Genomic DNA, 18319 nt, shown 5'->3' on the forward strand with positions numbered 1-18319 from the left:
TACCGGGCCGAAACCGCCATGGTGGCGCTATTGCGTCGCCACTTGAAGAAGGAGGACGACGCGCGTGCGCTCATTCGCGAATTGTTCGTTTCTTCCGCCGACATCGAACCGAACGCTCTGGCCAACACCCTGACCATCAAAATTCACCGGATGGCCAGCCCAGCCCATGATCGCGCCATCGCCGCGCTCCTCGATGAACTCACCCTGCAAGATTTCCCGCATCCTGAAACTGGGGCAAAAATGATCTTCGCCCTCGTCTAAAGTGCCAACCGGGTTTCCTCCGAGATCAGGAAGTCTGAAGTTGGAAAATGACGGCTTGCTGGCCAGGTCCGAGGTCGAGGACCTGGCGTGTGCCGATGGTCGTCCAGTCGCCGGTGAAGCCTTGCTTCTCGTCGGCCGCCACGGTGCCCTCGGTGCTTGCAGCGCTAACTTTTGTCGCCGGTGGCGTCGCTGGCTGGCCGCAGGCGGTCACCAGTAGCACGCCGAGCAGGGCAATGCTTCTCGCGCAATGGTGTTTGCATGATGCAGGTGGAAAACGCATAGTCTTGCCTCCCGTCGGAAAAAGAAGCGGCAAAACGCAAGCGGCCGGTTCGCTACAACCTCTGTAGGTGGCCCCCGCGTCCACTGCTTTGAAGACTAGCACTTTGCCCTTTGCCAAGCCAATATTTTTTTTTGGCGCATCAACTGCCCCTATGATTGCCAATGTCTTAGTGGTTTGTCGTACCGTGGAATCCTGAATATGCCATACGCAGCATAGGGGTTGAATGCCGCCATTATCGGAAAGCTCGCCTGTTTGTTGTCGCCGAGGCACAGGAGTATGGCAGCGGTATGCTGTGCTATCGCATTCCCGCGGGGCTGTACTTCCCGCTGGCCAACACGCTTGCTTCGCCAGCGGGCAGGCCGTCATCGTCGGCGGCAGCTTCGGTGGTGGCAAGCTGACCTACAAGGGCGAAGTCCATGACTTCAAGATTGGTGGCCCCACCGCATGAGGAAACGTCGGCGTGTCGACGATGAGTGCCGCAGGCGAGGTCTACGACCTGACGGACGTGGCCAACTTTCCCGGCACCTACACGAAACTCGACGCAAGTGCGACGGTGGGCGGCGGGGTTGGGGTGCTTCACCTGAAGAACGAACACGGCGTAATCATGAAGCTGACGTCGCGTCCAAAGGCCTTCAGCTGAACGCGGGCTCGGCAACCGGCGTCACTGTCACGATGAAGTAGGTCGCCTCGGCGCTTTGCCTTACTGGCGACCCAGCGTTTCGCTCACCCCGGCATGAGCGAAGGTCCGCTTGCCGCGGCGGCCTCGGGAAGCCGCCGGCCAGCGATGCTTCAGAACATTTCCGGGATGTACTTCACGGGATGCTCGCTTTTCTGGTACTTGCCAGCGCTTTGCCGTTTGGGCAGCTTGATGTCCAGTGGCTTGGCCACTTCGTAGGGAATGCTGTTCAGGATGTGCTTGATGATGTTCAGCCGCACCCGCCTCTTGTCGTCGGATCGTGCCGCAAACCACGGCGCCCATTCAGAATCAGTGGCCTCGAACATGTCGTCCCGGCTTTGCGAGTAGTCGTACCAGCGGCTGTACGACTTGAGGTCCATCGGCGACAGCTTCCAGCGCTTGCGTGGGTCGGTGATGCGCGCTTCGAGGCGGCGCGTCTGCTCGTCCATGTCGACTTCCAGCCAGTACTTGAGCAGGATGATGCCGTTCTTGCTGACCATGAGTCTTTCGAACAGGGGCGCTCCCTTGAGGAAATCCTCGACCTGCTCGTCGCTGGCGAAACCCATGACGCGTTCGACGCCGGCGCGGTTGTACCAGCTACGGTCGAAGATGACCACTTCGCCGGCTGCCGGCAAGTGCGGCAGGTAGCGCTGCACATACATCTGCGTCTTCTCGCGCTCCGTTGGCGCGGGTAGCGCGACGACCCGGAAAACGCGCGGGCTGACGCGGCCGGTGATGGCCTTGATCGTGCCGCCCTTGCCGGCGCCGTCACGGCCTTCAAAAACGATGACCACCTTGAGGCCTTTCTTGATCACCCATTCCTGGAGGTGCACCAACTCGGCTTCGAGCTTTTCGAGCTCCTTCAGGTAGGCCTTGTTCGACAACTTTTTGTGCGTCGAGGCCGCGGCCGTTTCGGCCGCGTCGCCGTTCAACGCTGCCAAGGGCATGTCGGGACTGATGTTGCCCAGGATTTTGTCTTTCTTTTGTGCCTTCTTTTTCTTGCCCATCGTTCCGATCTCTCCAATCGCTGTTGTCAATAGAAAAATCATCTTGCCACCAGAAGCCGGGTCATGCCGCCGCGCAAGCACGTCGGCGGCAAGGCCCTGCCACCACGGTTCGCCGCCTAAAAGACTTCCGGAACGTACTTCAGAGACAGCTTGGGTTCCTTGTAGTCGCCCTTCTTCTGTCTTGCGGGCAGCTTGATCTTGGGAGTCTTGGGTACTTCGTAGGGGATGCTGCTCAGGATGTGCTGGATGATGTTCAGGCGAACGCGCTTCTTGTCGTTGGAGTTGGCGACGAACCAGGGTGCCCAATGGGTATCGGTTTCCCTGAACATTCGGTCGCGCGAGCGCGAATAGTCGTACCAGCGGCTGAAGGACTTGAGGTCCATCGGTGAGAGCTTCCACTGCTTGCGCGGGTCGGTGATGCGTGCCTCGAGGCGCCGCTCCTGCTCGTCCATGTCGACTTCCAGCCAGTACTTGAGCAGGATGATGCCGTTTTCCTCGACCGCTGCCTTCTCGAACATCGGCGCCATCTTGAGGAAATGCTGCACCTGATCCTCGGTGGCGAAGCCCATCACCGTTTCGACGCCTATCCGGTTGTACCAGCTGCGGTCGAAGATGGCCACTTCGCCGGCCGCCGGGAAGTGCTCGATGTAGCGCTGGACGTACATCTGGCTCTTCTGGCGATCGGTCGGCGCGGGCAGGGCGACGACGCGGAAAATGCGCGGGCTGACGCGCGCGGTGATCGCCTTGATCGTTCCGCCCTTGCCGGCGGCATCGCGGCCTTCGAAGACCAGGATGACTTTGAGACCCTCTCTGATGACCCAGGACTGGAGATGAACGAGTTCCGCCTCGAGTTTCTCGAGGGCCTTGAGGTAGGCCTTATTGGACAATTTCTTCTGCGCTTTCTTGGCCTTTCCAGTTCCTTCTGCGCTAACGATCACCTCGGGCATCGCGCCGATCTCTGCTTCTGGCGGCATGTCCGGATTGATGTTTTCCTCGACCGGGGCTGGCGTGCCCGGTTTTTGCTTCTGGCTCATTGTCTTCTCCTTTGGTTGTCTCTGAGAAACTTCCTTGCTGGAAAATCGCCGGCGATGAAGCCGGTCAAACGCTGCCGCGCCGTTCAGGGCACCGCAGATTGCCAATGCCAATGCCGATGCCGTCGTCAGCCGCGGCGCGCCGGAAGTTCAGCGGCGATCACTGCACTTTGCGCGTGGCGGTCAGCTTGTCGGCCTCGCCTATCCAGCCGCCGCCCATCGCCAGGTAGAGATTGATCATCGCCTGGAACTGCGTTTGCTGCGTCTGCGTGTACTGCAACTGAACGTTGAACAGGCTGCGCTCGGCATCGAGAACTTCGATGTAGCTGGTGTAGCCGTTGTCGTAGCGCAGCCGGGCGGTTGCTGAATACTGCTCCAGCGCCTTGACCTGCTGCTTCTGCGCGCGCAGCTGCTCGCGTGTGCGCTCCTGATTGATGAGTGCGTCATTGACTTCGCGGAATGCTTCCTGGATGCTTCTCTGGTAGGCGAACAGGGCTTGCTGCTGCTGTGCTTCCGCTTCCTGCACCTGGCTGGCGATGGCGCCAGCGGTGAAGATCGGCATGGTGATCGGTGCCGCGTATTGCCAGGCCTTCGATTGGCTGTTGAACAGCTCGCTCAGACCATTGCTGGCGTAGCCGAAGAGCCCGGTCAGGGATATCGTCGGGAAGTAGGCGGCTTTGGCCGCACCGATCAGCGCGTTGGCGGCGATCAGGTTTTGCTCGGCCAGCTGAATGTCTGGCCGGCGTTCGAGAAGATCGGAGGGCAGGCCGGCAGGGATCGTCGGCAAGCTCAGTTGATCAATGTTCTTGCCGCGGGCGATGGGCCCGGGATTGCGACCGAGCAGGACGCTGAGGCCGTTCTCCTGCTGGGCGATCGCTCTTTCAATCGGCGGGATGCTGGCCAGCGCTTCGTCGTACTGCGACTTGTTCTGGCTCAGTTCGAGCGTCGAGATAATGCCGCCGAGATAGCGTTCCTGGAATACGGAGTAGGACTCTCCTCGGCTCAGGGCGGTCGCCTGGGCGATCTCCAGCTGGCGATCGAGGTCGCGGAGGTTGATGTAGGCTCCGGAAACCCGGCCAACCAGCGACAGGATCACCGCTCGGCGGGCGTCTTCACTGCCCAGTAGCTGTGCCCGGGCGGCTTCGTTCAGGCGGCGAATTCGCCCCCAGATGTCAATTTCCCAACTCGCGCTGATCACCGCCTGATAGCTGTTGTAGGTGGAGGGACTGCTGGCGCCGGAAAGTATGCTGCGCTGCCGGCTCGCCTCGTAGCCGGCGCCAACTTGCGGGAAGAGTTCGGCACGAGAGATGCCGTAGCGGCCGGCGAACTCCTCGATGCGCGCGGTGGCGATCAGCAGGTCGTGGTTGTTGTGCAATGCCGTGCTGACCAGATCGTCGAGTACCGGATCGTCGAACTGCTTCCACCAGGCAGTGTTTGCGAGCTCATTGGCCGTCTGGGTGTCGAGGCGCCAGGCCGGCGGCGTCTCCACCTGCGGACGAAGGTAGTCCGGGCCGATCATGCAGCCACTGGCGAGCAGCGCCAGCAGGGCGGCGATCATGGTCTTACGCATGGCTCGGGCCCTCCTTTGCGGCGATCTGCGTTGGCAGCTCGTCGCTTGCGCCGGCCTTGGCATGGCCGTCGCCACCTCCACCGCCACTTCCACCGCCGTCAGGGTGTTGATAGGGTCCCGTATGGCCCTTGTGCGCGAGCTTCTCGACGACGTAGAAACAGACCGGGACGATGAAGATCGCCAGACAGGTCGCCGCCAGCATGCCGCCGATCACCGCGCCGCCCATCACCTGCCGTGAAATGGCGCCGGCGCCGGTGGACAGGGCGAGCGGGATCAGGCCGAAGATGAAGGCGAAGGAAGTCATCAGGATTGGCCGCAGGCGCAGCTGCGCGCCCTTGAGTGTCGCGTCGGCGAGCGAAAGCTCACCTTTTTCATACTCCATCTTGGCAAACTCGACGATCAGGATGGCGTTCTTGGCGGCCAGGCCGATCAGCATCACCAGGCCGATCTGGGCGTAGATGTTGTTCTCCTGGCCGCGCAGCAGCAGTGCGGCGAAGGCGCCGGCGACGGCGATCGGTGTTCCCAGAAGGACCGAGAACGGCAGCGACCAGCTTTCGTACTGGGCCGCCAGGATCAGGAAGACGCAAAGCAGCGAGAAGCCGAAGATGACTGTTGGCGAGACGCCCTGCTGCGCTCTTTTCTCCTGGTAGGACATGCCCATGTAGTCGTAGCCCATTTCGCCCGGCATGGTTTCGGCGAACACCTCCTCGAGCGCCGTCATGACCTGATCGGAACTGTAACCGGGGGCTGCCGAGGCATTAATCTGCGCGCTGCGGTAGAGGTTGTAGCGCATCGTGAACTCCGGGCCGGCGATGTGGCGTACCGAGGTCAGCGCTGACAGCGGCACTGTTTCTCCGTCCTTGTTGCGCACATAGAACTGGCCGATCCCGTCAATATCGGTGCGGTAATCGCCCTCGGCCTGCAGGTAGACCTGCCATTGACGGCCGAAGCGGTTGAAGTAGTTGATGAAGCCGCTACCCAGGAAGCTCTGCAGGGTCTTGTACACATCGTCGATGTTGACCCCTTGCTTGAGTACCTTGTCGCGGTCGACATCTACAAACAGCTGCGGGACCGTGGGTCGGAAAGTGGTCGACACACCGGCCAGTTCGGGACGCTTTCGGGCAGCGTCGACGAACTTGGTGGTGTTCTCGGCGAGGAAGGCAATGTCCTTGCCGGAGCGGTCCTGAAGGATGAAAGTCGCGCCACCCGAGGTGCCGACGCCGGGAATCGCCGGTGGCGGAAACGAGAAGCCGATGGCACCCGGGATGCTGCCCAGTCTCTTGGTCAGCGCGGCCTTGATCGCTTCGTATTGCAGTTCGGGCGCCTTGCGTTCGGCCCAGTCCTCGAGGGTGATGAAGAAGAAGGCGCTATAGGTGTTCTGTACCTGACTGAGCATGTTGTAGCCGATGACCGTCGTCGTGTACTTGACGCCTGGAACCTCCATCACCAGCGCTTCCGCTTCCTTGGCGATTTCCCGGGTGCGCTGCAGCGAGGCCGCGTCGGGGAGCTGGATGCCGGCATAGACAAAGCCCTGGTCTTCATCGGGAAGGAAGCCGACGGGAGTCATTTTGCCGAGAAAACCGGCAGCGACGGCGATGCCGAGCAGGAAAAGGAGGCTGATTGCGCTCTTGCGGATGGCCAGGCGGCAGGTTCCGACGTAGCCGCCGGTGAGGCGGTTGAAGCCCCTGTTGAACCAGTCGTAGAACTTCTGGACCGGGCCGGTCCCCCTGCCTTTGGTTTGAGGAGCAGGGCGCAGAGCGCCGGGCTGAGGGTCAGCGCATTGAACGCAGAAATGATCACCGATAGCGCAATGGTGACCGCAAACTGCTGATAGAGCTGCCCGGTGATGCCGGGGATCATCGCCGTCGGTACGAAGACCGCCGAGAGGATGACGGCGATGGCAATCACCGGTCCGGTGACTTCGTCCATCGCTTTCATCGTCGCTTCCTTGGGCGACAAGCCGTGCTCAATGTGATGTTCGACGGCTTCGACGACGACGATCGCGTCGTCGACGACCAGACCGATCGCCAGCACCAGACCGAACAGCGACAGGGTGTTGATCGAAAAACCGAACACCGGGAAAAGCATGAAGGTGCCGACCAGTGATACCGGCACGGCGAGCAGCGGGATCAGGGTCGCACGCCAGCCTTGCAGAAAAGCGAAGACGACGATGATTACCAGGACGATGGCCTCGAACAGCGTGTGCTGGATGGCCGTGATCCCTTCGGTGACCGAGAGGGTGGTATCGAGAGCGACGACGTAGTCGAGGTCAGGCGGGAAACTTTCCTTGATCGTTTTCATTAGCGCCTTGGCGCCGTCTGCTGCCTCGAGGGCATTGGCGCCCGGCATCTGGTAGAGGGCGATCAGTGTCGCTGCCTTGCCGTTGAGGCGGCCTTCCATGTTGTAGGTTTGGGCGCCGAGTTCGATGCGCGCCACGTCGCGAACGCGAACGATCGATCCGTCCGGGTTGGCGCGCAGCACGACTTTGCCGAACTCCTCGGCACTCTCCAGGCGTCCCTGCGCGCGTACCGCGTAGGTGAATTCCTGCCCCGGTGGAGCAGGCTCGGCGCCGACCGTACCGGCCGGGTTAACGGTGTTCTGCGCGTTGACCGCGTTGATGATCTCGGGAATGGTGATGTTCAGCTTGGCGAGCTGGTCGGGCTTGACCCACAGGCGCATCGCGTACTGGCCGGCGCCGAAGACGGTGACGCTGGCGATGCCCTTGACACGCGTCATCTGGTCGTTGATGTTGATGTACGCGTAGTTCGAGAGGAAGACGCCGTCGTAGGTGTTGTTCGGCGAGTAAAGCGCGAACATCACCAGCGGCGAGGCAGTCGACTTCTGTACCGTGACGCCGAAGTTGCGCACGTCGGCCGGCAGTTGCGAGTCGGCCTGGTTGGAGCGCATCTGGGTGAGAATCTGGTCGGTGTTGACGTCGGTGGCAATGTCGAAGTTGACCGTCAGCGTCGATTGGCCGTTGTTGGCGTTGATCGAATACATGTAGTTCATGTTGTCGACGCCCGACATCTGCTGTTCGATCGGGGTGGACACCGCCTGTTCGACGGTCAGCGCGTCGGCGCCGGTGTAGGTGGAGTTGACCTTGATTTCCGGCGGCACGATGTTCGGGAACTGGGCGATCGGAAGCCCGACCATGGCCACCACCCCGATCAGCGTCATCAGGATCGAGAGGACCATGGCGACGATCGGCCGATTGATGAAGAACTTGGCCATGGCCGCTTACCCCTTGCTTTCGGGCGCGGGCGCCGCTGGTTTTTCCCCGGGCGCGGCCGCTTTCCCGTCAGCCGGTGCGGCCGCCGCGAAGGGTTGTGGATTGACCGTGCTGCCGTCCTTGACCTTCTGGGTGCCTTCGGCGATGACTTTTTCGCCGGGCTTCAGGCCGCTGGCGATGATCCAGTCCGAACCGATGCGGTTGCCGACGGTCACCGGGCGGATGGCAACCTTGTTGTCTGCGCCGACGACGGCAAGCAGGTATTTGCCCTGTATTTCGGTGACCGCTCGCTGCGGCACCAGCAGTGCTCCCTTTTCGATCGCCATCGTCGCCCTGATGCGTCCGTATTGACCGGGGCGGAGCAGTCTATCGGGATTCGGGAAGAGGGCGGCACCTTTGAAGGTGCCGGTCGTGGTGTCGACCTGGCGGTCGAGTACCGAGAAACGACCCGCGTGCGGGTAGGTCGAGCCATCGACCAGGATCAGTTGGAGGGGTATCCGTTCCGGTCGCGTGCCTTCGGCCTGGATGGCCCTGGCGAGGACGAGATACTCGCGTTCGCTGATGTTGATATAGACCTTGATCGGGTCGACGGTTGACACGGTCGTCAGTTCGGTCGGCATGCTCGGGCTGAGCAGGTCGCCGATCTGCGCCTTGGCGATGCCGGCAATGCCCGCGATCGGAGAGGTGATGCGGGTGAAGCTGAGATTGAGTTTCGCAGTATCCAGCGAGGCTTCGGCGGCTTCAAGAGATGCCTTGGCCGACAGCTCGGCACCGGTGGTGTCGTCGAGATCCTTCTGACTGAGGGCGTTCTTGGCCGCCAGAGGCTTGACCCGCTTTAGATTTGCCTTGGCAGTCTGGTAGAGCGCGCCTTGCTGAGCACGCAATCCCTGCGCCTGGTCGACGGCTGCCTGGAAAGGGCGCGGGTCGATCTGGAACAGCAACTGTCCTTTCTTGACCCAGTCGCCTTCGGTGTACGTCTGCTTGATCAGGTAGCCGGTCACTTGCGGGCGGATGACGGCATTGACGTCGCCATCCAGAGAGCCAATCCACTCCTCGTAAATCGGCACGTCCTTCTGCGTCACGGTGACGACTTCGACAGTCGGAGGTGCCGGCGGCGCGGCCACTTCTTTCTTGCCACAGCCCGCCGTAAGCAGCAGCGCAACGCTGGCCAGGCTGGCAGCCGTATACCCGAGGGTACGACGACGCGCGGACGAGAAGAAGATTGGGGTAGAGGTCATGACGGCTCCTGCGTGGGGACAGTTGGACTGGCTTGTTGCTGCTCGGAAAATTCCCGAAGTCTATGAGAAGGGTCGATAGGGCAAGTCTCGTCTACTTTTCCTTCTTGCGACGGTAAGGCGCATTGGACGAGAAAAGCCGGATTATAAGAGAAATTGGGGAATCATTATGCTCTACGTAGGCATCGCAAATGCATGTCAGTCGGTCGCCTGGTCAGAAATCAACTGGGTGCGGCCGGGGCTCAGTAGGCGGGCCCAGGGGCAGCGCGGGGAAGCGTTTTCCAGTGGGTTGCTGCTGGGGAAATGTCCACCGGAGCACTTGCCTTTAATGTGAAAGTCGCGTATGCGACTCACGAAACTCCCTTCTCCCTTGCGGGAGAAGGGGCAGGGGAAGAGGGAAACGGTCATGACTTTCATGATTCGGGGTGTCTCGACATGTCATGACCGTTCGCTGCATGGCCGATATTTGCGGGAGGATCGGATCTCCTTGACCTGGAGGCTTGTGCGCCTTGGCGGAAAGTATCTCCGACCCTCGCTCACGCGAACAAACGCGCGACTTACTTTTGCGTTTCGACCATCACCAGCGGCTCGTCAGCAACGGCCACGGTGGCGGGCTTGCGACGTGGCTTGCGTGCCGTCGCCGCTGCAGTCACTTCCTCGGCTTGCCATGATTGCGCCTTGTCGGTGTTGGTTTCGATCATCACCAATTCACTGCGCACGTTCACCGCCGGGGTGGCGGTTGGCGGTGGAGCGGACTCGACCAGATCAAGGGCTGCCGGAACGTCTACCACCACCTCTTCTGCTGCTGTAGCTACGGGGCTTACCGGGACTTCTGCGCCGGAGCTCGCTTCGATGACGGGCGGCGTTGCGACTACGAGCGGTGGTTCGACGGCTGTTGGCGTTTCGGCAGCGGCAGCTGTGACGGGGGCGCCTGCCTCCGCCACGGCGGCGGCACTTGCTTCCGGCGCGTTCGCGGTAAGGACTTCGCTCGCCGCCTTGGCTGTTGTCGCCGCAGCGTCGGGGTTTGCCGCAGTGTTTTCCGCCTTGCCGGAGTTGACCGGCGCGGTCGTGTCGGCAAGCTCGGCCAGCAGCGCCGGCGCCGGCGCAGGGGGGGCGCCCGCGGCGGGGCGCTGGATGACGACCTTGGCAGGTTGCGGGTGGGGTTGCTCCGTGCTGATCGGCACCACCGGCACGCTTTCCGGCGCGGCGGTGGCCGGCGGGTTTGCGGCCTGCTGCGGCTCGGCTGTAGTGGGTGCAGTTCTTGCCGCTGGCGCGCTAGCTGGTGCGGCGCGACTGGCTGCCGTTTCGCTGTTCAGGAGGTCGACCTGGTTCTCGGTTTTCTCGCCGCGCTCGCGGCGACCACCGCGACGCCCACGACGGCGTGGGGCGCTACCGTTCTCGCTGGTCGCTTGTTCAGGAGCGGGGCTGTTCGGGCGCGGAGCGTGTTCTGGCTGCAGCGTGGCTGGTGCTTCAAGCTCTTGTGGCGGGGCAGATTGCTCCTTGCGCTCGCCACGTGGTTCGGAACGCCCGCGACGGGGTTCGCGGGGTTCGCGGGGCTCTCGCGGCTCACGAGTCCGCGACGGTTCCGGGCGTGCCTGCGGGGCGGTCTGTGGCGCTGCGGCCTCGTTTTGCTCACGATTGCCGCGTGGTGCAGGTGCTTCACGCGTCTCCTCGCGACGATTGTTGCGAGCGTTGCCGCGGCGGGGATCGCGCTGTGAGTCACGTGCCGAACTGCTGGCACGAGCGGGCCTTGCCGGTACCGGTGCCGGTTCGGCTGGCGCTGCCTCGGGCTTGTGCTGGAACCAGGAAATAATCCGGCTCACGAAGCCACTTGCCGCGCTGGCTGGCTTTTCGGCCGCGGGCGGGGGTTCTTGCGCGCGCATCGGTGCTGGTTGCGACGCGGTAACGCCCTTGATTGCCGCTTCGGGGCGCGACGCTTTGGCGTCAGCGACGGTCGTCGCACCGGCGACGTCTGCGGTGGGCATGTCGACCATGCGGTACGAGGGCTGCAGCTGTTCGTCGTGGACCAGTTCGTCCTGGCGAACGCGGACGATCGTGTGCTGTGGCGTTTCGAGGTGCATGTTGGGAATCAGCAGGATAGTCACTTTGTGTCGCTGCTCGATTTCCTGGACATCGGTTCGCTTTTCGTTGAGCAGGAAAGTGGCGACGTCGATCGGTACCTGGGTGTGCACCGCCGCCGTGTTGTCCTTCATGGCCTCTTCTTCGAGAATCCTCAGGATGTGCAGGGCGGCCGATTCGGTACTACGGATGTGACCAGTCCCCGAGCACCGCGGGCAGGCGATGTAACTGGTTTCCGCGAGCGCCGGGCGCAGGCGCTGGCGCGACAACTCGAGCAGGCCGAAGCGGCTGATCTTGCCGGTCTGCACGCGTGCACGGTCAAAGCGCAGTGCGTCGCGGACGCGATTCTCGACGTCACGCTGGCTGCGCTGGCTCTCCATATCGATGAAGTCGATGACGATCAGGCCACCGAGGTCGCGCAGGCGCAATTGACGGGCGACTTCTTCTGCCGCTTCGAGGTTGGTTTTCAGCGCTGTCTCTTCAATGTCGGCGCCGCGCGTCGAGCGGCCCGAGTTGACGTCGATAGACACCAGGGCTTCGGTATGGTCGATGACGATGGCGCCACCCGACGGCAGGCCGACCTGACGCGAATAGGCCGATTCGATCTGGTGCTCGATCTGGAAGCGAGAGAAGAGCGGCACATCGTCGTGATAGCGCTTGATGCGGTCGACCGTCGCTGGCATCACGTGCGCCATGAACTGACTTGCCTGTTCGAAGACGTCGTCGGTGTCGATCAGTATTTCGCCAATGTCGGGCTGAAAGTAGTCACGAATGGCACGGATCACCAGGCTACCTTCCTGGTAGATCAGGAAGGCTCCCTTCTGCTGATGGGCGGCGCCCTCGATGGCTTTCCACAGCTGCAACAGGTAGTTGAGATCCCATTGCAGCTCTTCGGCATTTCGGTCAATGGCCGCCGTCCGGGCGATCAGGCTCATCCCCTGCGGGACATCAAGCTGATCCATCACTTCGCGCAACTCGGCGCGCTCGTTGCCCTCGACACGGCGCGAGACACCGCCGCCGCGTGGGTTGTTCGGCATCAGTACCAGATAACGCCCGGCGAGGCTGATGAAGGTCGTCAGCGCCGCTCCCTTGTTGCCACGCTCGTCTTTGTCAACCTGGACAATCAGCTCCTGGCCTTCGCGAAGCGCTTCCTTGATTGTCGTGCGGCCGGCATCGACACCGGGCTGGAAGAAGGCGCGGGACACTTCCTTGAAGGAGAGAAAACCGTGCCGCTCGGAGCCGTAGTCGACAAATGCCGCTTCCAGACTGGGCTCGATGCGGGTAATGACTGCTTTATATATGTTGCTTTTTTTTCTGTTCCTTGGCGGCCGATTCAATGTCCAGATCAATGAGTTTCTGACCGTCGACAATGGCGACACGCAGTTCCTCGGCCTGTGTCGCGTTAAAAAGCATGCGTTTCATAATAAATTGGGCTCCCACGCGCTCTCACGGGGGAATTGCCTGCTTCAGGCAGCGACGGATTAGCTGTTTGGTGGGGTGCTTGAGGGGCTCTCCGACAGGGCAACTAATAGGGCAATCTCGCCGACTTGTCAGTCGTCTGGCCTTTGAAATCAAGGACTCCGGAATCTGCCTGGGCCGTTCCGCAGGTGCTGGGCGCGCGCAGTTCAAGTAGTATCGCTACTTAGTGGTGAGCGTACTTAACCAGGTGCATCGCGTTGAGTGATCTTGCGCAGGTTGGCGCAAGCGAGGCGGCTGAGGCCTGCCGGAAAGTGCGTCGCAATTGCTTTAGAATCGGCGCCGCTGGACGGTCTCACGGGTCAGCGCCTCTTTCAACTCAAGACGCAAAACGAGCGAAGTATATTCAAAATGGCCGAAGTTAGCAAAAGCTCCGTGATTCAGGAGCTGATCACCGAGAACGAACACGGACAGCGCCTGGACAACCTGTTGCTGAAGAAGTGCAAGGGAGTGCCCAAGAGCCACGTCTACAGCATCGTGCGCAGCGGTCAGGTGCGGGTGAACGGGCGCCGCACCGCGGTATCGTATCGCCTGCAAATTGGCGATGTGGTGCGCATTCCGCCGATGCGCACGGCGCAGGTCGAGCAGGAAGTCGTGGACGGGGCGGCCCTCAAGGCGCAGCTGCCGGTGGTCTATGAAGACGAGGGCCTGCTGGTCGTTGACAAGCCGGCAGGCCTTGCCGTGCATGGGGGCAGCGGGGAGAGCTTTGGGGTCATCGAGGCGCTGCGCCGGCAGCGGCCGCAGGCACGCTTTCTTGAACTCGCACATCGCCTGGATCGCGAGACTTCCGGCCTGCTGTTGATCGGCAAGAAGCGCTCGGTGTTGCTGGTCTTGCACGAGATGTTCCGTGCCGGTGCCCGCGGCGGTAGTGAGCGCGGCGCCGACAAACGTTATCAGGTCTTGGTCGCCGGGCGCTGGATGGACCCGGTACGCAAGGTCCGCTTGCCTTTGCTCAAGTATCTGTTGCCGTCCGGCGAGCGCCGGGTTCGTGTCGCAGACGACGGCAAGGTGGCCTATACCGTGTTTCGGCTGCTGGCGCGCTGGGAGCATTTCAGTCTTCTCGAAGCGGAACTGAAAACGGGGCGGACGCACCAGATTCGCGTGCATCTTGCACACCTTGGCTTTCCCATTGCCGGTGACGAGAAGTACGGCGATTTTGCCCTCAATCGGATCCTTACCAGGGACGGGCTGAAGCGCATGTTCCTGCACGCCACGAAAATGACGATGCCGCATCCGCAGGACGGTCGCGAAATGATGCTGGAAGCCGCTTTGCCGAGCGCCCTGGCGCAGTTCCTGCGCAATGTTTCGAAAAAGGAGAGGCAGGACTATGGCGAGCCGGTTTAAATTGCTGGTATTCGACTGGGACGGCACCCTGCTTGATTCGGCGGGGGCGATTGTCGAGGCCATCCAGGCGGCGTGCAGTGACCTCGGTTTGCCGATCCCGGCGGACGAGCGGGCTCGGCATGTGATCGGGCTCGGCCTGCACGATGCGTTACGCTTCGCGGTGCCGAATCTGCCCGCCGACAGCTATCCATTGATGGTCGAGCGCTACCGCCATCACTACCTGCAGCACGATCACGAACTGCAGTTGTTCGACGGTGCTGCAGCCATGATCGCCGAACTGGCCGCGGCCGGTTTTCTGCTCGCCGTGGCCACCGGTAAGAGCCGGATCGGACTCGATCGCGCCTTGCGCAGCAGTGGCCTGGGGCCGTATTTTCACGCCTCACGCTGTGCCGACGAGTGTTTTTCCAAGCCGCATCCGCAAATGCTTGAGGAGTTGATGGATGAATTGTCGGTCGACCCGGAACGGACGCTGATGATCGGTGATACAACGCATGACCTGCTGATGGGCAAGAACGCTGGCGTTGCCTGCCTGGCCGCCGGCTATGGCGCGCATCCAGCGGCCGCGCTGGATGCGCTGGCTCCCTTGGCCCGTCTCCAGGAGATTGATGAGGTGGCGCAATGGTTGCGAATCAACGCCTGATCTGCCTGTCTGCCGATTTGATCGACGGCGGCGTCGGCGTTCGTTTCACCGTCCCGGGGGGCGAGAGTGAAGAGCCGGCCTTCGCCGTGCGTTTTCGTGGTCGGGTGGCGGCCTATCTCAATCGCTGTGGTCACGTACCCGTTGAACTGGACTGGCAGCCCAATGAATTCTTCGATGATTCCAAGCTATACTTGATTTGCGCGACACATGGCGCCTTGTATTCCCCTCAAGACGGTCGCTGTCTGGGCGGCCGCTGTAACGGTAGAGGCCTGACGCCGCTAGCGATCGAAGAGCGCGATGGCGCCATCTACTACACCCCAAGCGAGCAAGAAGCGTGACTACTCCTGAAAACGAACCCCAATGGGAGCGGCAGTTGTTGGAAAAATTTGCCCTGGCGATGCTGCAGGAGCAGCGAGTGAAACGGCGCTGGGGAATTTTTTTCAAACTGATCGGCTTTTCCTACCTGCTCGCGATGCTGCTCCTGTTCATCGACTGGGGCGGCGGCTCGGAGAAGCTGGTCAATGGCAAGCACACGGCGCTTGTTCACCTCAATGGCACCATCGCCAGCGGTGGCGAAGGCAGTGCGGAGAGTATCAACGACGCCTTACGCTCCGCTTTTGACGATAAAGAGACTGCGGGCGTCGTCCTGCGGGTCAATAGCCCGGGTGGCAGCCCGGTACAGGCGGGTATCGTGCATGACGAAATCCGCCGCCTGCGCAGCAAGCATCCACAGATTTCACTTTACGTCGTGGTCGAGGATCTCTGCGCTTCCGGCGGCTATTACGTGGCTGTCGCCGCCGACAAAATCTTCGTCGACAAGGCCAGCATTGTCGGTTCGATCGGCGTGCTGATGGATGGCTTCGGCTTTACCGGGACCATGGACAAGCTCGGGGTGGAGCGCCGGTTGCTGACCGCGGGAGTGAACAAGGGCTTCCTGGATCCGTTTTCGCCGCAGGATGCAGAGCAGAAGAAGCACGCACAGGTCTTGCTTGGCGAGATTCACCGGCAGTTCATCGAAGTCGTTCGCAAGGGGCGAGGTGAGCGTCTGAAGGAAACGCCCGAGATGTTCAGTGGCCTGATGTGGACCGGTACGCAGAGCATTCAGCTCGGGCTGGCCGACGACTTGGGTACCGTTGAGTCGGTGGCGCGCGAAGTGATCAAGGCCGAGCGGATCGTCGACTTCACGATCAAGGAAAATATCGCCGAGCGTTTCGCCAAGCGCCTGCGTGCCGACGCCGCGCAAGGTGCGGGTTCTCTGCTTGGCGCCATCGACTGGTCCGCCTTGCGCTGACTTTCGTTGACCGGCGGTCGCTAGGCCTGCAGCAGGAATACCGTCGGCCGGCGATTGATATTTGGTAGCGATTGGCGCAGCCACGCGGCAACCCGGCGCGTGGCGATCTGCTCGCTGTCGAGAGTGAGGTCGGTCGCGACGCAGACTCTGGTGTCGCGGGCGCAGGTCTTGAGCACGGATTCGAGCATTTGTTGGTTGCGGTACGGCGTTTCGATGAAAATTTGCGTTTGCTGTCCCAGCCGCGACTCCCTCTCCAGTTCACGCAGGCGCTTTTCGCGTTCGCCAGGGGCGCTTGGCAGGTAGCCGTGGAAGGCGAAGCACTGGCCGCTCAGTCCCGAGCCCATCAAGGCCAGGAGAATCGATGACGGACCGACCATGGGTACGACCTGGATGCCTTCCTGTTGCGCCAGAGCGACCAGCGCGGCGCCCGGGTCGGCGACCGCCGGACATCCGGCTTCGGAGATCAAGCCGACATCGTTGCCGGTCAGCAGGGGTGCCAGCAGTGCCGGCAGCTCGCTGGCTGGCGTGTTTTGGTTGAGCTCCTGAATCCGGATCTCTTGCACGGGCAGGTCGGCGGGCAGCAACTTGAGGAAGGCGCGCGCCGACTTGGCATTTTCGGCAACGAAGTGACCGAGTCCGCGCGCGCAGGCAAGCACGGCTTGTGGCAGGACCACGGCGACGGCGGTCGGGCCGAGCGGAACGGGGATCAAATAAAGCCGTCCCTTGTTCATAAAATACCCTATGTTTAACGTTTAGTGCATTGATTATAATACAGATATGTTCTCTGTGCGCAGTAGGTCGCAAAGGGCTATCAGGGGTAGCCCGATGAGCGCGTTGGGGTCTTCGCCATCGATCCTGGCAATCAAGGCGATTCCCAATCCTTCTGATTTGGCGCTGCCCGCGCAATTGTAGGGCTGCTCCCTGCGCAGGTAGTTTTCGATTTCGATGTCTGTCAGGTCACGAAAGTGGACCCGTGTCGGTACGCCGCGCAGCTGTGCTCGGCCGCTTGCGGCGTCGAGGAGGCAGAGGCCGGTAAAGAAATTGACGCTGCGCCCACGCATGGTCTGCAACTGGCGCACGGCCTTGCCGTGATCACCGGGTTTGCCGAAGACCTGACCGTCAAGGCAGGCGACCTGGTCGCTACCAATGATCAGCGCGTCCGGAAAAAGGGCGCTAACCGCTCGTGCCTTGGCTTCGGACAGGCGCAAGGCACTGGCTTCGGGTGTTTCGCCTGGTAGCGGCGTTTCATCGACGGCGGGATCAGCGCTCTCGAAGGGCAGGCCGAGCCGAGCCAGGAGTTGGCGTCGGAATGGCGAGGTCGAGGCCAGGATGAGCTGTTTTCTGGGCATAGGGTGTGGCCGATCAGGGAAGGAAATTGCGGCCGCCGCCGAAGTAATCGAGAAATAGCTTGTTTTGCGGCGCCACAGCTTTGACTTCAAAAGCCGAAAATAATATCATGCCGCCCTTATGTCGAGACGCGTGCTCATTGATGGTCTGGCTTTCGGGCGCGAGGGAGGTTCGCTGCAAGGCGAAGTGCCGCTGGCGGCGCTGACTCGTTTGGCTGACTTGCTGTTGGACTCAACGGCTTGTCTGACGTATCGCGTCGAAGGGGGTATGGGCTCTGGCGACCGCGCGCAGCTACTGCTGCAGGTGGGCGGCGTGCTGACGCTGTGCTGTCAGCGTTGCCTGGAGCCGCTGGCGTACGCGTTGGAGTTGCGTAGTTTGCTCGAATTTGTGGCGAGTGACAGTGATCTGACGCAGGAGGATCTGGAGGACGACTCCAGGGACTTTCTTCCGGCCGAGAAGGAGCTTGATGTGCTGGCTCTGGTCGAGGATGAAATCCTTCTGGCGCTTCCGACGGTGCCTCGTCACGACGATTGTGCGCTGCCCGGTGCCGCAGGCGAATCGACGAAAGAGTCGCCATTTTCAGTTTTGGCCGGCCTCAAGGGCAGGGCTTAGTAAGTTTGATTTTAGGAGTTTGACATGGCTGTTCAACAGAACAAGAAATCCCCGTCCAAGCGCGGCATGCATCGCGCACACGACTCCCTGGGCAGCCCGCCGCTGGCCGTCGAGCCAAGCACCGGCGAAGTGCATTTGCGCCACCACATCAGCCCCTCGGGCCACTATCGCGGAAAAAAAAGTCGGCAAGGGCGCGAGCGAGTGATTCCCTTGGATGGGGCAGGCGGCTTCCCATGATGGG

16 protein-coding genes and 2 pseudogenes are annotated in these 18319 nt (G+C 61.7%); 9 read left to right on the top strand and 9 right to left on the bottom strand.

Translation table 11 applies throughout. The features are described 5' to 3' along the window. Positions 1 to 261, top strand: a 261-nt coding sequence (locus E4Q23_RS12850) for a putative transposase (RefSeq protein WP_211203747.1), incomplete at its 5' end; no start/stop codon positions are given. A gap of 25 nt (positions 262 to 286) precedes the next feature. Here the strand turns inward: E4Q23_RS12850 and E4Q23_RS12855 are convergent. Further along, positions 287 to 541, bottom strand: a complete 255-nt coding sequence (locus tag E4Q23_RS12855) for a hypothetical protein (protein ID WP_169067004.1) — start codon at positions 539 to 541, stop codon at positions 287 to 289. Between the two features lie 292 nt (positions 542 to 833). On the opposite strand from E4Q23_RS12855, the gene E4Q23_RS12860 reads away from it, so the two are divergent. Both E4Q23_RS12860 and E4Q23_RS12865 read left to right on the top strand, forming a co-directional pair. After that, positions 834 to 989: a hypothetical protein gene (locus E4Q23_RS12860; RefSeq protein WP_169067005.1), complete on the top strand. Its 156-nt coding sequence runs from the start codon at positions 834 to 836 to the stop codon at positions 987 to 989. Between the two features lie 12 nt (positions 990 to 1001). Continuing rightward, positions 1002 to 1181: a hypothetical protein gene (locus E4Q23_RS12865; RefSeq protein WP_169067006.1), complete on the top strand. Its 180-nt coding sequence runs from the start codon at positions 1002 to 1004 to the stop codon at positions 1179 to 1181. A gap of 149 nt (positions 1182 to 1330) precedes the next feature. On the opposite strand, the gene ppk2 (E4Q23_RS12870) is transcribed toward E4Q23_RS12865, so the two are convergent. From ppk2 (E4Q23_RS12870) to E4Q23_RS12895, 6 genes and pseudogenes are all read right to left on the bottom strand, one after another. After that, a complete protein-coding gene (ppk2, locus tag E4Q23_RS12870) occupies positions 1331 to 2164 on the bottom strand; it encodes a polyphosphate kinase 2 (protein ID WP_248595429.1) in 834 nt (277 codons plus the stop codon). A 176-nt stretch (positions 2165 to 2340) separates the two neighbouring features. After that, positions 2341 to 3171 (bottom strand): polyphosphate kinase 2, encoded by an 831-nt coding sequence (ppk2, locus tag E4Q23_RS12875; protein ID WP_248595430.1) that lies wholly within the window; start codon positions 3169 to 3171, stop codon positions 2341 to 2343. Positions 3172 to 3415: 244 nt separating this feature from the next. Beyond that, positions 3416 to 4825 (bottom strand): efflux transporter outer membrane subunit, encoded by a 1410-nt coding sequence (locus E4Q23_RS12880; protein WP_169067009.1) that lies wholly within the window; start codon positions 4823 to 4825, stop codon positions 3416 to 3418. After that, positions 4818 to 8056, bottom strand: a pseudogene (locus tag E4Q23_RS12885) (efflux RND transporter permease subunit). The gene E4Q23_RS12880 and the pseudogene E4Q23_RS12885 overlap by 8 nt, the downstream one beginning before the upstream one ends. Before the next feature lie 6 nt (positions 8057 to 8062). Continuing rightward, a complete protein-coding gene (locus E4Q23_RS12890) occupies positions 8063 to 9292 on the bottom strand; it encodes an efflux RND transporter periplasmic adaptor subunit (RefSeq protein WP_169067010.1) in 1230 nt (409 codons plus the stop codon). A gap of 554 nt (positions 9293 to 9846) precedes the next feature. Next, positions 9847 to 12790, bottom strand: a pseudogene (locus E4Q23_RS12895) (Rne/Rng family ribonuclease). A gap of 405 nt (positions 12791 to 13195) precedes the next feature. Between E4Q23_RS12895 and E4Q23_RS12900 the strand changes: the two are divergent. The 4 genes from E4Q23_RS12900 to E4Q23_RS12915 are packed head-to-tail and all read left to right on the top strand — an operon-like array spanning position 13196 to position 16119. Then, positions 13196 to 14188, top strand: coding sequence for an RluA family pseudouridine synthase (locus E4Q23_RS12900; protein WP_169067011.1), 993 nt, complete (start codon positions 13196 to 13198; stop codon positions 14186 to 14188). After that, positions 14172 to 14828 (top strand): HAD-IIIA family hydrolase, encoded by a 657-nt coding sequence (locus tag E4Q23_RS12905; RefSeq protein ID WP_169067012.1) that lies wholly within the window; start codon positions 14172 to 14174, stop codon positions 14826 to 14828. The genes E4Q23_RS12900 and E4Q23_RS12905 overlap by 17 nt, the downstream gene beginning before the upstream one ends. Continuing rightward, a complete protein-coding gene (locus E4Q23_RS12910) occupies positions 14807 to 15166 on the top strand; it encodes a Rieske (2Fe-2S) protein (protein ID WP_169067013.1) in 360 nt (119 codons plus the stop codon). Before E4Q23_RS12905 ends, E4Q23_RS12910 begins: the two co-directional genes overlap by 22 nt. 59 nt (positions 15167 to 15225) lie before the next feature. Continuing rightward, complete coding sequence (locus E4Q23_RS12915; protein WP_169067037.1) at positions 15226 to 16119, top strand: S49 family peptidase; 894 nt, start codon at positions 15226 to 15228, stop codon at positions 16117 to 16119. A gap of 20 nt (positions 16120 to 16139) precedes the next feature. Here E4Q23_RS12915 and E4Q23_RS12920 read toward each other — a convergent pair whose 3' ends face one another. Then, on the bottom strand, positions 16140 to 16850 hold the full coding sequence (locus tag E4Q23_RS12920; protein ID WP_169067014.1) for an SAM-dependent methyltransferase: 711 nt from the start codon (positions 16848 to 16850) through the stop codon (positions 16140 to 16142). Between the two features lie 33 nt (positions 16851 to 16883). Next, a complete protein-coding gene (locus E4Q23_RS12925; RefSeq protein WP_169067015.1) occupies positions 16884 to 17468 on the bottom strand; it encodes a Maf family protein in 585 nt (194 codons plus the stop codon). A gap of 130 nt (positions 17469 to 17598) precedes the next feature. Between E4Q23_RS12925 and E4Q23_RS12930 the strand changes: the two genes are divergently transcribed. Further along, complete coding sequence (locus tag E4Q23_RS12930; protein WP_336511685.1) at positions 17599 to 18078, top strand: YceD family protein; 480 nt, start codon at positions 17599 to 17601, stop codon at positions 18076 to 18078. 24 nt (positions 18079 to 18102) lie between these two features. Next, the gene (gene rpmF / locus E4Q23_RS12935; RefSeq protein WP_169067017.1) at positions 18103 to 18315 is read left to right on the top strand and encodes a 50S ribosomal protein L32; all 213 of its coding nucleotides are present in this window, start codon (positions 18103 to 18105) and stop codon (positions 18313 to 18315) included. The last annotated feature ends 4 nt before the right edge of the window (positions 18316 to 18319 follow it).

Origin of the sequence: Candidatus Accumulibacter phosphatis (assembly GCF_012939955.1) — a bacterium.
GTDB classification, from domain to species: domain Bacteria; phylum Pseudomonadota; class Gammaproteobacteria; order Burkholderiales; family Rhodocyclaceae; genus Accumulibacter; species Accumulibacter delftensis.